Origin of the sequence: Sphingomonas sp. SORGH_AS_0789 (genome assembly GCF_031453055.1) — a bacterium.
In the GTDB taxonomy this organism is placed as follows: Bacteria; Pseudomonadota; Alphaproteobacteria; order Sphingomonadales; family Sphingomonadaceae; genus Sphingomonas.
Window position 1 is genome coordinate 3,130,660 of the sequence record NZ_JAVIYV010000001.1, and the last position, 19,531, is coordinate 3,150,190.

Annotated in this window: 13 protein-coding genes; 4 read left to right on the top strand and 9 right to left on the bottom strand. The window is 67.1% G+C overall.

Translation table 11 applies throughout. The features are described 5' to 3' along the window. The first annotated feature begins 91 nt into the window (after nucleotides 1–91). From QE360_RS14355 to QE360_RS14370, 4 genes are read left to right on the top strand one after another with little or no spacing between them, the layout of a single operon-like run. Entirely contained in the window at nucleotides 92–2,200 is a 2,109-nt protein-coding gene (locus QE360_RS14355; protein WP_309702544.1) for a malate synthase G, read from the top strand. Then, entirely contained in the window at nucleotides 2,200–2,769 is a 570-nt protein-coding gene (locus QE360_RS14360; RefSeq protein WP_309702546.1) for a gamma carbonic anhydrase family protein, read from the top strand. Before QE360_RS14355 ends, QE360_RS14360 begins: the two co-directional genes overlap by 1 nt. Nucleotides 2,770–2,778: 9 nt before the next feature. Then, entirely contained in the window at nucleotides 2,779–3,489 is a 711-nt protein-coding gene (locus tag QE360_RS14365; RefSeq protein ID WP_307098917.1) for a response regulator, read from the top strand. Next, complete coding sequence (locus QE360_RS14370) at nucleotides 3,486–4,808, top strand: ATP-binding protein (RefSeq protein WP_307098914.1); 1,323 nt, start codon at nucleotides 3,486–3,488, stop codon at nucleotides 4,806–4,808. Before QE360_RS14365 ends, QE360_RS14370 begins: the two co-directional genes overlap by 4 nt. Before the next feature lie 450 nt (nucleotides 4,809–5,258). Here the strand turns inward: QE360_RS14370 and QE360_RS14375 are convergent, their stop codons facing one another. The 9 genes from QE360_RS14375 to glgX all read right to left on the bottom strand — a co-directional run bounded on the left by QE360_RS14375 (nucleotide 5,259) and on the right by glgX (nucleotide 19,444). Continuing rightward, the gene (locus tag QE360_RS14375) at nucleotides 5,259–8,369 is read right to left on the bottom strand and encodes a PAS domain-containing protein (protein WP_309702548.1); all 3,111 of its coding nucleotides are present in this window, start codon (nucleotides 8,367–8,369) and stop codon (nucleotides 5,259–5,261) included. A gap of 78 nt (nucleotides 8,370–8,447) precedes the next feature. Beyond that, nucleotides 8,448–9,083 (bottom strand): TIGR02281 family clan AA aspartic protease, encoded by a 636-nt coding sequence (locus QE360_RS14380; protein WP_309702550.1) that lies wholly within the window; start codon nucleotides 9,081–9,083, stop codon nucleotides 8,448–8,450. 88 nt (nucleotides 9,084–9,171) lie between these two features. After that, a complete protein-coding gene (locus QE360_RS14385) occupies nucleotides 9,172–9,360 on the bottom strand; it encodes a hypothetical protein (RefSeq protein WP_309702552.1) in 189 nt (62 codons plus the stop codon). Between the two features lie 85 nt (nucleotides 9,361–9,445). Next, entirely contained in the window at nucleotides 9,446–10,042 is a 597-nt protein-coding gene (locus tag QE360_RS14390) for a DNA-3-methyladenine glycosylase (protein ID WP_309702553.1), read from the bottom strand. Beyond that, nucleotides 10,039–11,343, bottom strand: a complete 1,305-nt coding sequence (pncB, locus tag QE360_RS14395) for a nicotinate phosphoribosyltransferase (protein ID WP_309702556.1) — start codon at nucleotides 11,341–11,343, stop codon at nucleotides 10,039–10,041. The genes QE360_RS14390 and pncB overlap by 4 nt, the downstream gene beginning before the upstream one ends. Nucleotides 11,344–11,345: 2 nt before the next feature. Continuing rightward, entirely contained in the window at nucleotides 11,346–13,751 is a 2,406-nt protein-coding gene (gene treY / locus QE360_RS14400; protein WP_309702558.1) for a malto-oligosyltrehalose synthase, read from the bottom strand. A 25-nt stretch (nucleotides 13,752–13,776) separates the two neighbouring features. After that, nucleotides 13,777–15,675, bottom strand: coding sequence for a 4-alpha-glucanotransferase (gene malQ, locus QE360_RS14405; protein ID WP_309702561.1), 1,899 nt, complete (start codon nucleotides 15,673–15,675; stop codon nucleotides 13,777–13,779). Continuing rightward, complete coding sequence (gene treZ / locus QE360_RS14410; protein WP_309702563.1) at nucleotides 15,672–17,366, bottom strand: malto-oligosyltrehalose trehalohydrolase; 1,695 nt, start codon at nucleotides 17,364–17,366, stop codon at nucleotides 15,672–15,674. The genes malQ and treZ overlap by 4 nt, the downstream gene beginning before the upstream one ends. Further along, nucleotides 17,363–19,444 carry a glycogen debranching protein GlgX gene (gene glgX, locus QE360_RS14415; RefSeq protein ID WP_405052683.1) on the bottom strand — a complete coding sequence of 694 codons (2,082 nt, stop codon included), beginning with the start codon at nucleotides 19,442–19,444 and terminating at the stop codon, nucleotides 17,363–17,365. Before glgX ends, treZ begins: the two co-directional genes overlap by 4 nt. Between the last annotated feature and the right edge of the window lie 87 nt (nucleotides 19,445–19,531).

Genomic DNA, 19,531 nt, shown 5'->3' on the forward strand with positions numbered 1-19,531 from the left:
GGCGATCGACAGCATTGCGATTATGCCCTCTACCGAAGGATATGGCGATGGCCTAACCTGACCCCCGAAATGCCAGTTCGGGAGAGTATCGATGATCGATCGCAAAGGCCTGTCCGTCGCGCCGGAACTGGCCCGCTTCCTGGAGGAGCGTGCCTTGCCGGGAAGCGGGATCGATGCGGATCGCTTCTGGACCGGCATGGCCGCCATCATGGCTCGCTTCGCGTCCGAAAACGCCGCGCTGTTGCGCAAGCGCGACGCGATGCAGGCGGCGATCGACGACTGGTATCGCGGTGGTGGTCCGCATGACGGTGCCGCGCAGCGGCGCTTCCTGACCGGAATCGGCTATCTGGTGCCCGAACCGCCGTCGTTCACCATCGCCCCAGATAAGGTCGATCCGGAGGTCGCCCTGCTCGCCGGGCCACAGCTGGTCGTGCCGATGCTCAATGCGCGGTTCCTGCTCAACGCGGCCAATGCGCGCTGGGGAAGCCTGTATGACGCGCTCTACGGCACCGATGCCATCGCCCCCATCGGCGATGCCAGCGACTATGACCCCGAACGCGGGGCAGCGGTGATAGACTGGGCACGTGCTTTCCTGGACACGGCGGTGCCGGTCGCGGGCGGCTGGTCGGCGGTGACCGATCTGGCCGCCGCGGTCGCCGCGCTGGACGATCCGTCGCAATTCGTCGGCCGCAGCGAGACGGGATGGCTGTTCCGCCATCACGGGCTTCATATCGAGGTAACGGTCGACCGCGGCCATCCGATCGGCCGGAGCGACCCGGCGGGGATCGCCGATGTCGTGCTGGAATCGGCGCTGACCACCATTTGCGACCTGGAGGATTCGGTCGCGGCGGTCGACGCGGCCGACAAGGTGGCGGGCTATGTCAATTGGCTGGGGCTGATCGACGGCACGCTGACCGCATCGGTCGAGAAGAACGGTCGCACGACCACCCGGCGGCTGGCCGGGGACCGCGCCTATCGGGCGCCCAACGGGACGGCCTTCACCTTGCTTGGTCGAAGCCTGCTCTTCGTGCGCAATGTCGGGCATCTGATGACCACGCCCGCCGTCCGCCTGGCCGATGGTACCGAAGCACCGGAAGGCATTCTCGACGCGATCGTCACCAGCCTGATCGCGATGCGCGACGGCCGGAACGGAGCGCCCTTCCGCAACGGGCGGATGGGTTCGATCTATATCGTCAAACCCAAGATGCACGGCCCCGAGGAAGCCGCCTTCGCCGACCGGCTGTTCGACGCGGTCGAGGATATGCTGGGGCTCGATCGGCACCGGATCAAGATCGGGGTGATGGACGAAGAGCGCCGGACCTCGGCCAATCTGGCGGCCTGTATCCATGCGGTGAAGGATCGGATCGTCTTCATCAACACCGGCTTTCTCGACCGGACCGGCGACGAGATCCACAGCGCGATGCAGGCCGGTCCGGTGGTCCGCAAGAACGCGATGAAGGCATGCGACTGGATCGCGGCCTATGAGGATCGCAACGTCCAGATCGGCCTGGCCTGCGGCTTCGCTGGGCGGGCGCAGATCGGCAAGGGGATGTGGGCCGCACCCGACCGGATGGTCGATATGCTCGCGCAGAAACAGGCGCATCCGATCAGCGGCGCCTCGACCGCCTGGGTTCCGTCGCCGACCGCCGCGACGCTCCACGCGACCCATTACCACCGCGTCGACGTCGCTGCCCGCCAGCGGGCCCGTGCGGACGAGCCGGTCGCCGCGCTCGAACGCCTGCTGACGCCGCCGATCGCGGTCGATCCCGATTGGACGGCCGAGCAGATCGCCGACGAGTTGGAAAATAATGCGCAAGGGCTGCTCGGCTATGTGGTCCGCTGGATCGATCAGGGCATCGGCTGCTCCAAGGTGCCCGACATCCATGACATCGGACTGATGGAGGATCGCGCGACGCTGCGCATTTCCGCCCAGCATATCGCCAACTGGTTGCACCACGGGATCGTCGATGCGGGCCAGGTCGAGGCGGCACTGATGCGGATGGCCGCAAAGGTCGATGCCCAGAACCGGAGCGATCCGGCCTATCGTCCGATGGCCGGACGGGCCGACAGCCTGGCGCTCGCCGCGGCCCGTGCGCTGATCTTCGAGGGGGTGGCCCAGCCGAACGGCTATACCGAGCCGCTGCTCCATCGTTTCCGCCAGGCCGCAAAACAGGGCTCGGCACTGGGGGAGGCCGCCTGATGCCGCTCTATGCGCTAGGCGCACATCGCCCGGACGTCCATGCCAGCGCCTGGATCGCCCCTTCTGCCGATGTCATCGGACAGGCGGTGATCGAGGCGGAGGCGAGCCTCTGGTTCGGGGCGGTGGTGCGCGCCGACAATACGCCGATCCGGGTCGGTGCCCGGACCAATGTGCAGGACGGCGCGGTGCTGCATTCCGATCCGGACAGCCCGCTGACGATCGGACAGGACTGCACCATCGGGCACCGGGCGATCCTGCATGGCTGTACCGTCGAGGAGGGCTGTCTGATCGGCATGGGTGCGACCATCCTCAACGATGCGGTGATCGGTGCCGGTTCGCTGGTCGGCGCGGGCGCGCTGGTGACCGAGGGCAAGGTCTTCCCGCCCGCCAGCCTGATCGTGGGGGCGCCCGCAAAGGCGATCCGGACGCTCACGCCGGAAGATGTGGCGCGGTTGCGGCGGTCGGCGGACGGCTATGCCGACCGTGCGCAGCGATATGCCGTGCAGTTGCAGCGACTTGACGGGGATCGGTCCGGAGCGGCCGTTGACGACGGCGTCGCACCTGCCTAGCCAGATGGGGTGACGCCGCCTACCATCCTGATCGTCGAGGACGATCCCGCCCTCCGCACCCTGACCGCGCGCGCGCTTCAGGAGAACGGATTTGCCGTGAAGCTGGCCAATGCCGCGCCCGAAATGTGGCAAGCGCTGGAGGTCGGGCAGATCGACCTGATCCTGCTCGACATCATGCTGCCCGGCACCAGCGGCATCGACCTGTGCCGTCAGGTGCGCCAGAAGAGCCCGGTCCCGATCATCTTCATCAGCGCGAAGGGCAGCGAGGTCGACCGCGTCGTCGGGCTGGAGCTGGGCGCGGACGATTATCTCGCCAAGCCGTTCGGCACGCGCGAGCTGGTCGCCCGCATCCGCGCGGTGCTGCGCCGCGGCGGGCTGGAGAGCACGCCGGGCGAGCGCGAGGCGGGCATATTGGGCTTTGACGGCTGGACCGCCAACCTGCCCCGGCGTGAGCTGATGTCGCCATCGGGCGCCCAGGTCGAGTTGACCGGGGCCGAGTTCGACCTGCTCGTCGCCTTTCTCGACAATGCCCAGCGCGTCATCGCGCGCGAACGCCTGATCGAGCTGTCCCGTGCGCGGATCGGCGACAGTTCGGACCGCAGCATCGATGTGCTGGTCAGCCGGTTGCGCCGCAAGCTGTCGGGGGCGGGGGGTGCCGCGCCGATCGTCACGGTGCGCGGCGTCGGTTACATGCTCAACGTGCCGGTGGAGCGGCGGTGATCCGCCCCTCGGTCGGCCTGCTCGGCCGGATCGTCGCGATCCTGCTGCTGGCGGTGACGATCGAGTTCGCCGTCTCCACCTATCTCTACGAGCGCGCCAGCCATGTCTCGGTCCGTGACGATGAGGCACGGCGGCTGGCCGAGCATCTGATCGTCGCGCGCCGCGTCCTCAACGAGCGGCCCGCGATCGAACGCCCCGAAGTGGCGGAGGAACTGACCACCGACCGCTATATCGTCGGCTGGTCCACCCAGACCCCGCCGCGCCCGACCATTGCGCCTGCGATGGACAGCATGCGCCGCCAGATCGTCGATTGGGAGCCGTCGCTGGCCGCGACCGACATCCATTTGCGGCTGACCTCGCCGGGGCGGACCTCGATGGTGTCGGGGGATTTGCGACTGGATGACGGGTCGCTGCTGAGCTTCCGGATGCGCGAGGGGGTTCGGACGCTCGATCTGGCCCTGGGGCGGGTGCTGCTGGCGCTGATCCCGGCGATCGCGCTGATGTTCGTCAGCGGCGCGCTGATCGGGCGGATCCTGCATCCCCTCCGCACCCTGGCCCGCGCGGCCGACAAGTTGGGGCGGGGGCAGGGCGCCAGTGCCCTGATCGTTCCCGAGCGGGGGCCGAAGGAGGTGCGCCACGTGACCCGTGCCTTCAACCGGATGCAGGCGCGGATCGGGCGGTTGATCGACGAACAGACGCGTGCGCTGGCCGCGGTGGGCCATGACCTGCGCACCCCGCTCGCTCGATTGCGCTTGCGCGCCGATTCCATCCGCGAGGCCGAGGTTCGCGATGCGATCGGCAATGATATCGAGGAAATGGAAGCGATGGTGTCGTCGCTTCTGGCGTTCCTGGGCGGGGAAGGGGATGTCGAACAGCCCGAATTGACCGACCTAGCCATATTATGCGCCAATCTGGCCGACGATGCTGCCGATCACGGGCGCGACGTCCGCTATGCCGGGCCCGATCATTTCGACTGTCGTCTTCGCCGCTTCGGGATGAAGCGCGCGCTGACCAATCTGGTCGAGAATGCGCTGCACTATGGCCAGCATGCGGTCATCACGCTGGACGTCGAACGCAGCGACGCGGTGCGCATCCGGGTCGAGGATGACGGACCCGGCATTCCCGAGGAGTCGCTCGAACTGGTCCTAGAACCGTTCGTCCGGCTGGACGCGGCGCGGCGGCGCGACACGGTGGGCTTTGGTCTTGGCCTGTCGATCGTCGCGCGGGTCGTCGCGGCCGAAGGCGGGGAGCTGACCCTCGCCAATCGGCCCGAAGGCGGGCTGTGCGCGGAAATTCGCCTGCCGCACTGCCGGACATGATTTGTCACGAACGCGCTGCACGACAGCAAAAAACAACGGGTATATCCTGTCCGTAGAGGAGAGGAGTGACGGGTCGTCGATCAGCGGCCATGACCGGCTTCAGAAGTATTGAAGTCAGTGATCATGGAAGAGGCGCGAGGTCGACGGTCCGTCACGAACGCCGAGGCACCTTTATGCTTCGGCACCATCCTGCGACGGCCATCCGCATCTTGTGGAAAGGCCGCCGAACGGTTCGTTGTTTTGACATCATTCGGGAGCATGACCGATGACGATGGAGTTTGATTTGACCGCACTGGAATTGCAGGGTGCCCTGCTGGTGCTCGCGGTGATCATCACCTTCGCCGCGATCGAGGGCTGGAAGGCCCGCTAACCCCTTATCCGGTTTCGTCCGGGCTCCCCTGCCGCCCCCCTCCGGCATGAGCCCGATCGAAGGGGGTGGGCGGTCCGACCTCAGGGTCGGGCCGCCTGCTCCGTAACACCCAGCCGCCCCCGGATAGCGTTGAGCAGCTGCCCCGCCGAATAGGGCTTCGTCAGCAGCGCCGCGTCCAGTTCCGCCGCATCGCCCGCCATTCCGCCGTCGCCCGTCGCGAACACGATCGACAGCGTCGGCCGCAATAGCCGCGCCCGTCCCGCCAGCTCGATCCCCGATTCGCCCGGCAGGTTGATGTCGGTCACCAGCACGTCGATCTGCGCCGTCTGAAGCGCGGTCATCGCTTCCTCGGCGGTCACGGCATGGACCACGACGAAGCCCGCATCCTGCAACACCTCGGCCGTGTTGGCGCGGATCAGATCGTCATCCTCCACCAGCAGGATGGTCTGGCCGTCGTGCAGCGGATGGACGACCGGTTGGCTGTCGACCGGGTCGCCCGGGGCGGCGTGGCCCGCATCGTCCCTGGGCATCTTGCGTTGCCGCTGATTGGCCAGGACATGGCGGAACTTCCGCGCCAGCGCCTCGCGGGTATAGGGCTTGGACAACAGCTCGACGCCCTTGTCCAGCCGTCCGCCATGGACGATCGAATTCTCGGTATAGCCCGATGTGAACAGCACCGCGATATCGGGCAGCCGCTCGCGTGCCTTGCGCGCCAGTTCGGGGCTTTTCAGCGTGCCGGGCATGACGACATCGGTGAAGAGCATGTCGATCGGTATGCCGCTCTCGATGACGTTGAGCGCGCTTTGCGCGTCGACCGCCTTCAGGACGCGGTAACCCAGGTCCGACAGCAGCTCGACCACCGTCGCGCGCACTTCCGCATCGTCCTCGACGACCAGCACGGTCTCGGTGCCGCCGGTGATCGGGCCGGTGTCGACCGCCACCTCGACATCCTCGGCCTCCATCGCGCGGGGCAGGTAGAGCTTGATCGTGGTGCCGTGGCCGACCTCGGAATAGATCTTCACATGGCCGCCCGACTGTTTGACGAAGCCATAGACCATCGACAGGCCCAGCCCCGATCCCTTGCCCTCGCTCTTGGTCGAGAAGAAGGGCTCGAACACCTTCTGGATGATGTCCTCGGACATGCCGCTGCCGGTGTCGGACACCGCCAGCATGACATATTGGCCCGGCACCACCTCGTCATGGGTGCGCGCATAGGCGTCGTCGAGATGTGCATTGCCCAGCTCGATGGTCAGCTTGCCCTGACCATCCATCGCGTCGCGCGCGTTGATCGCCAGATTCAGCAGCGCATTTTCGATCTGGGCGGGGTCGATGAAGGTGTTCCACAGGCCGCCACCGACGATCGTCTCGATCTCCACGCCCTCGCCGATCGCACGGCGCAGCATGTCGTCCATGCCCTGCACGAAACGGGTGACGTTGACGACCTTGGGCTCCAGCGCCTGCCGCCGCCCGAAGGCCAGCAATTGCGACGCCAGCTTCGAGCCCCGCGAGACGCCCGCCATGGCGTTGGCGACCCGCTGCTCGGCGCGGCTGTTGCCCGCCACGTCCTTGCCGAGCAGCTGGAGATTGCCCGACACGACCTGAAGCAGATTGTTGAAGTCGTGCGCGACGCCGCCGGTCAGCTTGCCGATCGTCTCCATCTTCTGTGCCTGGGCCAGCTTCATCTCGGCCTGGCGGCGCTCGGCGATTTCCTCGATGACGCGGCTTTCCAGCGTCTCGTTGAGCTGGCGGAGCTGTGCCTCGGCGCGTTCGCGGTGATGGACCTGACGCGCCAGCACATTGGCCTGGTCGCGCAGCGCCTGTTCGGCCGCGCGCTGCTCGGTGATGTCGGTATGCACGCCGACCCACTCGACCAGTTCGCCATCGGTCCCGATGATCGGCAGGCCCCGGATCGCATAGGTGCGCCATTCGCCGTCATGGCGACGGACGCGGTGTTCGTGAACGAACATGCCCTTGGCCGCCACCGCCTTGTTCCAGGCGACGATGCTGTCCGCCGCATCGTCCGGATGGACGGCATTCGCCCAGCCGAAATTCTGATATTCCTCGCGGGTCTGGCCGGTGATCGCGGCCCAGCCGGGCTGCTCGCCGACCATCCGTCCATCCGCGCTGTTGGTCCACAGCACCCCGTGGACGGCGTCCATCGCGGCGCGGAACCGGCGATTGCTGCGCTCGATCACCTCGGCATGGCGCATCCGCTCGTCGACATCGAAGACCAGGATATGAAAGCCGACGACCGCGCCCTGTTCGTCCCGGCGAGGAATATAGCGCGTCTCGGCGCGCCGATGGCTGCCGTCACGATGCTGGATCCGGACATCGGCGACCACCGTCTCGCCCGCCAGTGCCCGCTCGATCAACGGGCGCCGCTCGGCATAATCCTCGTCGGTCAGCACGTCGCTGATCCGGGTGCCCAGCATGGCGTCGGGGTCGACGCCCAGGAACTCGCGATAATAGCTGTTGGCGAAGCGGTATCGTTCCTCGCGATCGACAAAAGCGACCAGCACCGGCAGCGAGTCGGTGATGACCCGGAGCTCGGCCTCGCTCTCCGCCAGCCTCCGCTCCGCCGCGACCCGCCCGGTATTCTCGACGACGGTGCACATCACCCCGCCGACATCGCCATGGTCGAGATAGACCGGCGTGTAATAGAGGTCGAACACCACCTCTTCGGGCTGCCCTGCGCGGGTGACGATCAGCTTCTGATCGTGAAAGGCCAGATCCTCGCCCTGGAATCCCCGCGACAGGATATCGCGATTCCAGTCCCATATTTCGGGCCAGACCTCCGGCACCAGGCCACCGAACGCCGAGGGATGGCGCGGCCCGGCGATGGTGCGATAGGAGTCGTTATAGATCATCACATGATTCGGCCCCCACATCAGGACCTTGGCGATCGGTGAATGGACGATGTTCGCCACGGTCGTGCGCAGTGCGGCGGGCCAGCCGCCGATCGGCCCCAGCGCCGTGGCGGCCCAGTCGTGATCGCGCACCCGCTGCCCGCATTCGCCGCCGCCGACCAGCCAGGCGGTCGCCGCGTCGAAAGGCTGCTCCGCGCACAGCCGCTCGAGCGCCGCGACCAGCAGCGCGTGCTCGTCGGGAAAACGGCCGGTTTCAATGGCATGGACGACATATCGGTCGAGCTGCGCCGGGAGCGGCAGCATTCGCGACAGGGGAGTGTTCATGGATTGACGCATGGGTAAGCTAAACCGCCAAGTCAATCGGCGGTGTCGCCGATTGCACTGATTTCCATCATCTTCTTGTCATGTTGGCGATGACCGGTGGGTTAATGGCTGTGGGTGGTGCGGCTCCAGGATCAGCGTCGATCCCTCGACCCGCCAGCTCTTGAGCCGCGACAGGAAGTTCATGCCCAGCACGTCCGTCTCGCCGAATGCGGGGGAGATGACGACGGGGATGCCGTCGGCACGGATCGTACCGATCTCCAGCGTCTTCACGCGTCCGGTCTGCGCGCGGATCATGCCGTTGGCCGTGTTCAGCACTACGGGGAAGACCGGGGCGGACGGCCGCAGCCCGGCGGCGCGCGCGGTGTCGGTCGACAAGGCGGTCAGCGTCGCGCCGCTGTCGACCAGCATCCGTCGGCTGACCCCGTCGAGCGTGACCCGTGCCCAGAAATGCCCGTCCGGCGACATCCGGATGCGCACCGTGTCACCGACGACGCTCTGGTCCTGCAGATTGAGGACCTGCATCGCCCGCTGGATATAGGGATTGAACTGTTCACGCTGTTGCAGCACGACCAAAAGGAGGCCGCCCAGCACCAGCCAGCTGACCAGGTTGATCGCCAACCGCAGGAACGGTACGCGACGCGCGACGATACCTGCGACGACGATCGCCACGACGACGAGCAGCAAGGGCGTGGGGATGCCCCAATCGACAAACATGAAACCGCTATATCCTTGTCGGGCCAGGAAAAGGCCGGATTAGGCTATATCGCGGAATCCGTCTGTACCGTTGCTGACCGTGACGCGATCAGCCCTGATCCACAACCCCGACATCCGACGCGCTGAAACGCTGGCCGCCATACCAGCGGCGGAAGCTGCCGTCGGGTTGACGGAAATAGCGATTGCCGTTGTGAAGAACTGGTGCGCCCAGCGAACGATAGGCCGCCCAGACGCCATAGACCATGGCGACCACCGCCAGGACCTTGATCCACTCCATCGACTCGTCCCCTTATCGTTATCCCAGGGAGGCTCGCGACAAATAGAGATGAGAGCAAGCAAAATAGATGCTGCACCGCATGGCATTATTTGCCCGATCGATGCTGCACCGCGTCAGGACCTTGAGGAAATGGGCGGCTCAGCCACGGAGATCCGGCGATGCCGAACCGGCGGGGGCGTTCCGCAGCGCGGGTAATGCCGATGCGCGGTCCGCTGACGATCGCGGCATCGGTGGCGGTCGGGAGCAGATTGAACGGGGACTCGCCGAGCGAGGCTCCGTTCAGGCCCTGGTCGACCCCCAGCGCCGCGCACAGCCGTCCGGGTCCGGCGCAAAGCTGCTTGATGGTGACCCGCCCGCCGCGCCGCCGGTGCATGACCTCCAGGCCATGGACCGGCTCGATGGCGCGAATGAGGACGGCGCTGCCCGGCGTGCCGCAGACGATGTTGAGGCAATGATGCAGCCCGTAGATGCGATAGACATAGGCATGGCCGACCGCCCCGAACATCGCCGCATTGCGGGCGGTCCGGCCGGCAAAGCTGTGCGAGGCCGGATCGGCGGCGTCATAGGCCTCGGTCTCCACGATCGGGCCGCCGACGCCGTCCACCAGCAGGGTCACGCCGAGCAACGCGCGGGCGACGACATCGACCTCCTGCCCGTAGAAGTCGGGCGGCAGCATCATCATACCTCGGTCGTGCGGGCCTCTCGCCCGTCATTGCCGAAGACGGCCAGATAGCGCGCGATCTCCGCGGGATCGCCATTGGCCTTGGCCGGATTGTCGGAGAGCTTGACGGCGGGGCGGCCATCCACGTCGATGACCTTGGCGACCAGCGAGATCGGCTCCAGCCCCGGCAGCCCGTCGGGATCGCAATCGCGGAAGTCGTTGGTCAGGTTGGTGCCCCAGCCAAAGCTCATCCGGACGCGGCCGTTGAAATGCCGATAGGTCCGCTCGATCGTGTCGACGTCCATGCCATCGGAGAAGATAAGCAGCTTGTCGCGCGGATCGCGGCCATGCTGGCGCCACCAGTCCAGGATCGCCTCGCCCGCTTCGATCGGCGGTGCGCTGTCGGGTCGGAAGCCGGTCCAGTCGGCGACCCAATCGGGTGCTTCGCGCAGGAAGGCGGCGGTGCCGAACGCGTCGGGCAGGACGATCAGGAGGTTGCCGTGATAATGCTGCCGCCATTCCCGAAGGACGCGGTAGGGGGCCTGGCGCAGCTCGTCGTCGGTCCGCGCCATCGCCGCGACTGCCATGGGCAGCTCATGCGCGTTGGTGCCGATCGCCTCCAGATCATTGTCCATCGCCAGCAGCACGTTCGAGGTGCCGATCAGCCGGTCCCCAAGCCCTTCCTTCAACGCCTCCACGCACCAGCGCTGCCACAGGAAACCATGGCGTCGCCGCGTGCCGAAATCGGAAATGGCCAGATCGGGAAGCGCCCGCAACCGCTCGACCTTGCCCCAGAGCTTGGCCTTGGCGCGGGCATAAAGGATGTCGAGCGCGAAGCGGCCCTTGGCGTGCAGCGCCGCACGGGCCCGCAGTTCGTTGACGATGGCGAGCGCGGGGATTTCCCACATCGTCGTCGCGCACCAGGGGCCGTGAAAGCGCAGTTCGAACTGTCCGTCGCGGCGGCTCAGCTCGTAATCGGGAAGCTGGAAATCGGCGAGCCATGCCAGGAAATCCGGCGCGAACATCCGGGTCTGGCCGTAAAAGCTGTTACCGGCCAGCCAGATCAATTCCTTCTTCGTGAAGCGCAACGTCCGGGCATGGTCGAGCTGCGCGCGCAGCTCCGCCTCGTCGATGACGTCCGCCAGACGAACCGATCGCGTCCGGTTGTGGAGCGCGAAGGTCGCCTGCGTGTCCGGATAGAGGTTCCGGATCATCTGAAGCATCAGCAGCTTGTAGAAATCGGTGTCCAGCAGGCTGCGGACGATGGGATCCAGCCGCCAGCCATGGTCCCATGTCCGTGTCGCGATATCGGTGACGGCCATGCCTATCCTTTGTCGGTGCCGGGCCGAACGTCATACCAGACCGGCCCGTCGGCCAGCAAATCGGCCACCAGGCGGGAGCCGTCCGCCAGCACGACGGCGGTATCCCGCCAATCGACCTGGCCCTGCGCATCCATCAGCGGGGCCAGGCGAAGCCCCATGACACAGGTCAACACCGCATCGCCGTGCTGCCGCTCGAACGCGATCACCCGGTCGCGGCCATGCCCCTTGACGGGAAGCGGCCGATAATCGCCCTCGGCAAACAGTGCGGGGGCTCGACGGCGCGCGCCAAGCAACCCGGCGAGCAGGTCCAGCTTCGGACAGCCGCCTTCCGCCAACGCCTGTTCGCGGGCGGGATAGTCGACCGGACGACGATTGTCGGGATCGACCAGGCTGAGATCGGCGAACTCCGTACCCTGATAGCAATCTGGTATCCCCGGCACCGTATAGCGCAGCGCCAGTTGCACCAGCGAATTGGCCGAGGCCGCCGGTGCTATCCGCCGCAGCAGGCCGTGCAGCCGCGCTCGAAACGACGCACCCTCCGCGCCGGCGATCAGCGCTTCGGCCAGAGCGTTGCAGCGCCCCTCATAATCCTCGTCCGGGGCTTCCCAGGACGAGCGCAGCTTGGCCTCACGCAGGGCTTTTTCCTGCCACGCCGTCACCCGCTCCGCGAAATCGCCCAGATCCTCCGGCCGGGGCCAGGCGCCGACCAGCGTCTGCACGAGCATGTACCAGGCCGCCGGATCGACCCCTTCGGACAGGGCCAGTGTGTCCTGCCGCCACCCTTCGACCGCGATGCGCCAATCGTCCGGGATCGCGCTCAACACCGCAAGGCGGGCGCGCACATCCTCGCCGCGCTTATGATCATGGGTGGCGGTGGTCAGCATGGCATGCGGGAACGTCTTGGCCCTTCCGGACATCCGGTCGTGAAAGGCCGCGATCGGCAGGCTCATCCGCCCCGCGTCGAACCCCACATCATTGCGCGAGAGGAGGACGCCATGCCGATAAAAGGCGGTGTCCTCGACCGCCTTGGCGGCGATCGGCGCGGACAATTGCTGGAAACGGCGCACCGCCTCGGCCAGCAGGGCGCGGTCCGCATTACCTTCGCCCGCCAGCCAGGCGAGGATCCGGTCGACCACGAAGGTTTCGCCCGGCGGGATGAAACGCTCGACCCGTGACCGGGCCTGGCTGCGCACCTCGGCATCCGTCGCGGGCGCGTCGGGGCCGTAAGTACGATAGACCGGGAAGACCCAGAGCAGGCGCTCGATCGCGCGGCGGAGCATCGCGGTCGTGATCGCGCCCTTCAGCGCAGGGTCGGATGCCGTCAGCGCGGCGAAGGCCGCCACGCATCCGTCCAGCTGTCCTGCGAACTGCCAGGCGAGCAGATCCTGTCGTGCCTGCAATTCCTCGGGCGCGAAATCGGCCGACCGTCCGCTCAGCTGCGCCCAGAGTTCGGCGAGCGGTCGCGTACCTTCCGGGGCATGGAGCAGGGCGGCGACCTCTTCCATGAAATCATAGCCGCTGGTGCCGTCGACACCCCAGTCGCGACCCATCGCCTCGTCGGCGCCGAGGATCCTCTCGACCACGATATAGGCGCGGTTGCCGTCGTCGCGGGGGATGGCATCGAACCGCGCGCGCAGTTTCCGGCCATAGCCGATCGGGTCGGTCAGCCCGTCGATATGGTCGATCCGCACGCCGTCGATCAGCCCCTCGGCATAGAGACGGAAATAGAGCGCATGGGTTTCCTCGAAGACGCCGTCGTCCTCCACTCGAAGCCCGGCCAGTTCGTTGATCGTGAAGAAGCGCCGCCAGTTGAGTTCGTCATTGGACACACGCCACGAAGCCAGCCGGTAATGCTGGCGGTCGAGTAGTTCGGCGATCGGCAGGATTTCGGCCTCGTCCTGATCGGCGTCGCGGATCGGCAGGCGGTGTTCGCCATAGGCGACGACTTCCGCTCGTCCGTCGGTCCGCTCGACGGTGATCTGTCCTTCGGCCAGGACGTGGGAAAGCGGGTCGCCCAGGATGGGCAGGACGAGCCTGCGCGACCAGTCGATGTCGAAGAACCGGGCATAGCGGCTGTCGGGCCCCGCGCGCAGCACGTCGTTCCACCAGTCGTTACCGCCGCCCGCCACGCCCATATGGTTGGGCACGATATCGATGATGACGCCCATGCCACGCGCCCGCGCCGCCAGGGCCAGCGAGCGGAAGCCATCCTCACCCCCCAGTTCGGGATTGATCCGCGTCGGGTCGATCACGTCATAGCCGTGCATCGACCCCGTCGTGGCGGTGGTGATCGGCGAGGCATAGACATGGCTGATCCCCAGTCGATCGAGATAGGGCAGCAGCGCTTCCGCACGGGCGAAGGGGAAGTCCTTGTGGAACTGGAATCGATAGGTGGCGCGCGGCGTCATGGCGACGTCCTTTGGTTCGAGCGGGTCAGCGGGCGGTGAGCGTGGCGATGCGGTCGGCGACGTCGGGGTCCGCCAGCAGCGGCTCCAGCCTGTCGGGCAGGCGGCGGCGCCAATTGGGGTGCTCGTCGGTGGTGCCGGGCAGGTTGGGCTGTTCCTCCAGCGCAAGCAGATCCTCGATCGGCACGATCGCGAGCGGGCAGGGGGTGGCGGCCACCGCCGTGATCGCGGCACCGACGACGGCGGCGGGGGCGTCGGGCAGGGGGGCGGCATCGCCGATCACCGCCCATAGCGCCTCGCGTTCGCTATCGCGGCTCGCGGCGTCTTCGTCGGACACCGGCTTGCCCGCGATCCGCGCCCGCCATTCGAGATCGCGGCCGCGCCACCATCCGGCGACCGTCGCGATGTCATGCGTCGCGGTCATCGAAATGGCCTCGGCATCCCATTTTTCCGGCGGGATGAAGCCGCCGTCCGAGTCCCGCTCGAAGGGCAGGACACGCATGCCGAGCATCCCGGCCTGTGCCATCCTGTCGCGAAATCCCGGCGGCACGGTGCCCAGATCCTCGCCGATGACGATGGCGCCGCGTTCCTGATTGGCGCGGTGTGCCTCGATCTTCAGGATGCGCAGCATGTCCTCGAACGGCATCGCCAGATAGGCGCCCTGATCGGCGGCGGCGCCTTCAGGGATGACCCACAAGCGGCACAGGCCGAGCGCATGGTCGATCCGCACGCCACCGGCGTGCGCGAACACGGCGCGCAGCGTGGCGATGAAGGGCGCGAACCCCTGTCTGCGCAGCGCGAAGGGCGAGAGCGCGGTGATCCCCCAATTCTGTCCGTCGGGGCCAAGCGGGTCAGGCGGCGCGCCGATGGACAGGCCGGTGAGCAGCTCGTCGGGGCGGCTCCAGGCGTCCGCGCCGTCCCCGGCCACGCCAATGGCGAGATCGGCGATCAACCCGACCCCCATCCCGCCGTCGCGCGCGGCCCTGGCCGCGTTATGCAGCGCGCGGTCGGCATGCCACTGGGCAAAGGCATGGAAGGCGATCGCATCCCGGTGCTCGTCGGCAAAGGCCCGCACCGCCGGTCCGGCGAAATCGTGATAATCCGCAGGCCAGTCGCGCCAGCCTTGCGCGCCGGTGCGGGCGTGGAAATAGCCTTGCAGCGCGTCGAAGAGGGCCTGATGCTCCAGTGCTTCGCCCTGTCGATCGCGCCAGCGCTCGAAGGCGTGCCGATCCGTCCCGGCCAGCCGGTCGAAGACCGCGCGCAGGTCGCGCATTCGGTCCGGCGCGGCGTTGGTCCAGTCGATCAGCTCGGGCTGATCCGGCACAGGCTCTCCCGCCGGCGCCAGCCAGACGTTGCGGAACAGGCGGCTCGATGGCGCATAGGGGCTGAACCGGCTGGCCTCGGCGGGGAACAGGGCGTGGACCGGGCTGATCGCCAGGGCGGAAGCCCCCGCGCGGGCCAGGGCGCCCGCCGCCTCGGCGAGGCTCGCAAAGTCGCCATAGGCGCCGCCGCCTTCCCGAAGCGACGGGATCTGGACCGCGCTGCCCCAATGGCGTCCGGCGGGCGGTGCCGGGCAGCGAAGCGGGGCGACGGCGACCGTCACGACGCGGTCGTCCTGCTCCAGTCGGTGATAGCCCCATGACGTCGGTGCGGGAAGCGACACCCGGTCGGCATGGCTGGCCAGGACGACCGGGCAAGTCTCACCATCTTCCAGGATCAGCCGTGCATTCCCCGCCCGCCAACCCGGTGGCAGGAGGACGGCATCGCCTAGATCGGCGGAGACGAACGTCTCTTCCCCGACTGCGGTATCCAGCCGGTCGAGGATCGCGCCCAGTGCCTCGTCCGAGACCTGCTGGTCCCGGCCCTTGGCATCCTGCCACGCCACCGACAGACCGGCGGCCTCGGCGCGGGCGTGGAGGTCGCTCATCGTGCGATCCATGCGGCGAAGCGTTCGCCTTCGCGAAAGATCAGTTCCGCCTCCTCGTCACCGATCGGCGACGGCGCGTCGCCCAGATTGATCGCGATGGTCAGCGTCGCGCCGTCCCCCATCCGCCAGCGGGCCTTGACCGCCGCCGGGCCGCAGACCTCCGCCGCCAGCCCGACCGTATTCTTCAGGCGCGGCACGATATGCGCGTGGCGAAGGCTCAGCAATTCGCGGTACAGCGCCCGCCACTCGCCCGCCTGCGGTCCCGGCTCGGGGACCGACGCCTCGAAGGTCGAGCGCGCGTTGGGGTCGGGAATGCGCGCGCGTGCCGCCTCGTCGGCGAAGGCATCGAACTTGGCGAATTCGCGGCGACGCCCCTCGCGCACCGCATCGGCCAGTTCGTCATGGAAATCGGTGAAGAACAGGAACGGACTCTCGCTCCCCTCATCCTCGCCCATGAACAATAGCGGGATCTGCGGCCCGAGCAGCAGTAGCGCGGTCGCCGCGCGCAGCCGTTCGCGGTCGGTCAGCCGGATCAGCCGCTCGCCCATCGCCCGGTTGCCGACCTGGTCGTGGTTCTGGAGGAACGCGACGAAGGCGGTGCTGGGCAGGTCGCCCGACGGCTTGCCACGCGGCTTGCCGTCATGATTGGGCGAACCCTCGCCCTGATAGATGAAGCCTTCCTTCAGGCAGCGCGCCAGCCGCTCGGCGGGACGATCCGCGAAGTCGCCATAATATGCGCTCGTCTCGCCCGTCAGCAGGACATGGAGGACGTTGTGGAAATCGTCGTTCCACTGCGCGTCATAGCCACCCGGCGTCAGGCGGTCCGCATCGTTCTTCTCGTTTTCCAGCACGAGATGGACATGCCTCTCGGGCAGGGCGGCGCGGATTTCGGCGGCCATCCGGTCGAGGAAGCCGTCATTCTCGATCGCATGGACCGCGTCGAAGCGCAGCCCATCGATCCGATAGTCGCGCAGCCACATCAGGGCATTGTCGACGAAGTAGCGATGGACCGGGTCGGCATCGACCGCCACTGCACCACCCCAGGGCGTGTCGACATCCTGATGGAAGAAGGCGCCGGCATAGGCGCCCAGATAATTCCCGTCCGGCCCGAAATGGTTATAGACCACGTCGAGAAAGACCGAGAGGCCCAGCGAATGCGCGGTGTCGACCAGCGTCTTCAGCTCGGCGGGCGAACCATAGGCCTCGGCCACCGCATAGGGCAGGACGCCGTCATAGCCCCAGTTGCGGGTGCCGCCAAAGGCGTTGACCGGCATCAGCTCGATCGCGGTGATCCCTGACGCGGCCATCGCGCCCAGCCGTTCGCGAACACCCGAAAAGCCGCCGAGCGTGCCCGCATGCACCTCCAGCAGCACCGTCTCTTCCCAGGGGCGTCCGCGCCATTCGGTCGCGCTCCAGGCGAAGGACGGATCGACGACCACGCTCCAGCCATGGACGCCCCCCGACTGAAGTCGGGAGGCGGGATCGGGAACGGCAAGATCGGGCGCGACCCTGAACCGGTAGCGGGTGCCCGGCGGGGCAGGGGCCTCGCCGGTGAACCAGCCATCGGCGTCGCGTATCATGGCAACCTCGCCGCCGCCGTCGATCTCCAGCGTGACCGACGGCCGGTCCGGTGCCCACAGACGGAAGCGGGTATCCGCGCCGTCGCGCAGTTCGGGCCCCCAATGCCTCATGCCGCGATCCCATTGCGCCAGGTGACCAGCACGGCACTTTGCGGCTCGACCTCATAGCTGTCGTCGATCGCGACCTCGCCCTGCTCCGGCTTGGCGCTGTCGATCAGGACGGTGCGGTCGGCATGGGGCGGGGGCAGGGTGAAGGTGATCGGATCGGCCGACGCGTTGAGGAGCAGCGACACCGCCTCGACCTCGCCATCCTCGGTCACCGAGGCCCGGCGCATCATCAGCGCGCGGCCTTCCGGGTTCTGCCAGTCCTCGGGCGACAGCTGGTTGCCGCGCTCGTCCCACCATTCGATATCGTTGATCCCGTACCCCGGCGTATCCTGGCCATAGAGGAACTGGGGTGCGCGCAGCACCGAGAAGCGGCGGCGCAACTCGGCCAGCCGCGCGGTGAAGGCGATCATCGTCTCACCATCCTCCGACGCCGCCGCCTTCCAGTCGAGCCAGCTGATCTCGTTATCCTGGCAATAGGCGTTGTTGTTGCCGTGCTGCGTCCGGCCGAACTCGTCCCCCGCCACGATCATCGGCGTGCCGAGCGAGGTGAGCAGCGTCGTCATCATCGACCGCATCACCCGGCCGCGCGCGGCGTTGATGCCCGGATCGTCGGTCGGCCCCTCCGCGCCCCAGTTGCGCGAGTAATTCTCGGAGTGGCCGTCGCGATTGTCTTCCTTGTTGGCTTCGTTATGCCGCTCTTCGTACATGACGGTATCGGCAAGGGTGAAGCCGTCATGCGCCGCCAGCATGTTGAGGCTGGCCCAGGGGCGCCGCGCCCGCCGGTCGAACAGGTCCCCCGATCCGGCCAGTCGCGCGGCCAGTTCGCCGCGCTGGCCGGGGTCGCCCCGCCAATATTTGCGCACGGTGTCGCGGTACTTGTCGTTCCATTCGGAAAAGCCGGGCGGGAAATTGCCGAGCTGATAGCCGCCGGGTCCGACATCCCAGGGCTCGGTCAGCAGCTTGAGCCGCCCCAGTACCGGGTCCTGCCGCAGCACGTCGAAAAAGGCCGAGCCCGGATCGAAACCGTCGGCCTCGCGCCCCAGCGTCAGGCCGAGGTCGAAGCGGAATCCGTCGATTCCGAAGCTGGTGGCCCAGTAGCGCAGCGAGTCCGCGACCATCTGGATCACCCGCGCCTTGGACAGGTTCAGCGTATTGCCGGTGCCGGTGTCGTTGATCGTATAGCGCGGCTGATCCTGGACCAGCCGGTAATAGCTGGCATTGTCGAGACCGCGCCACGACAAGGTCGGGCCCTTTTCCGACCCTTCGCAGGTATGGTTGTAGACGACATCGAGGATCACCTCGATCCCCGCCTTGTGCAGCCGGTGGACCGCACGGCGAAGCTCGTCCTGCGTATCGGTCGCGAAATAGGCCTGCTCGGGCGCGAAGAAGCCCAGCGTGTTATAGCCCCAATAATTGCGCAGTCCCTTTTCCTGAAGGAAACGGTCCTGGGTGAAGCTGTGGATCGGCAGCAGTTCGATGGCGGTGACGCCGATCCGCTTCAGATGCTTGATGACCGCCGGATGGCCGAGCCCGGCATAGGTGCCCCGCTCGCGCGGCGGCACCAGTTCCATCAGCTTGGTCAGCCCCTTGACGTGCGCTTCGTAGATGACGGTTTCGGACCAGGGCGTGTTGGGCTTCACGTCGCGCGACCAGTCGAAATGATCGTCCACCACCACCGCCTTGGGCATGGCGGCGGCGCTGTCGCGCTTGTCGAAGCTCAGATCCTCCTTCTTGGAGCGGATCTGATAGCCGTGCAGCGCATCGGTCCACTTGATCTCGCCATGCAGCTTGCGGGCATAGGGGTCGAGCAACAGCTTGTTGGGGTTGAAGCGATGCCCCGCCTCCGGCTCATAGGGGCCATGCGCACGGTAGCCGTAGAGGAGGCCGGGCCCGACATCGGGCAGATAGCCGTGCCACACCTCGTCCGTGCATTCGGGCAGCGTATAGCGGCGCAACTCGCGCTTGCCCTGGGGGTCGAAGATGCAGAGTTCGATCCGGTCGGCATTGGCGGAGAAGACGGCGAAGTTGACACCCTCGCCATCGAACGTGGCACCCAGCGGATGGGGCGAACCGGCAAGCATCTGGTCGGGCAAAGCGGTCAAAGAGGGTCTCCGGCAAAAGTCGAACGACTATCCGTGGGGTCAACGCAAGAAGGGGGAAGCGAGGGG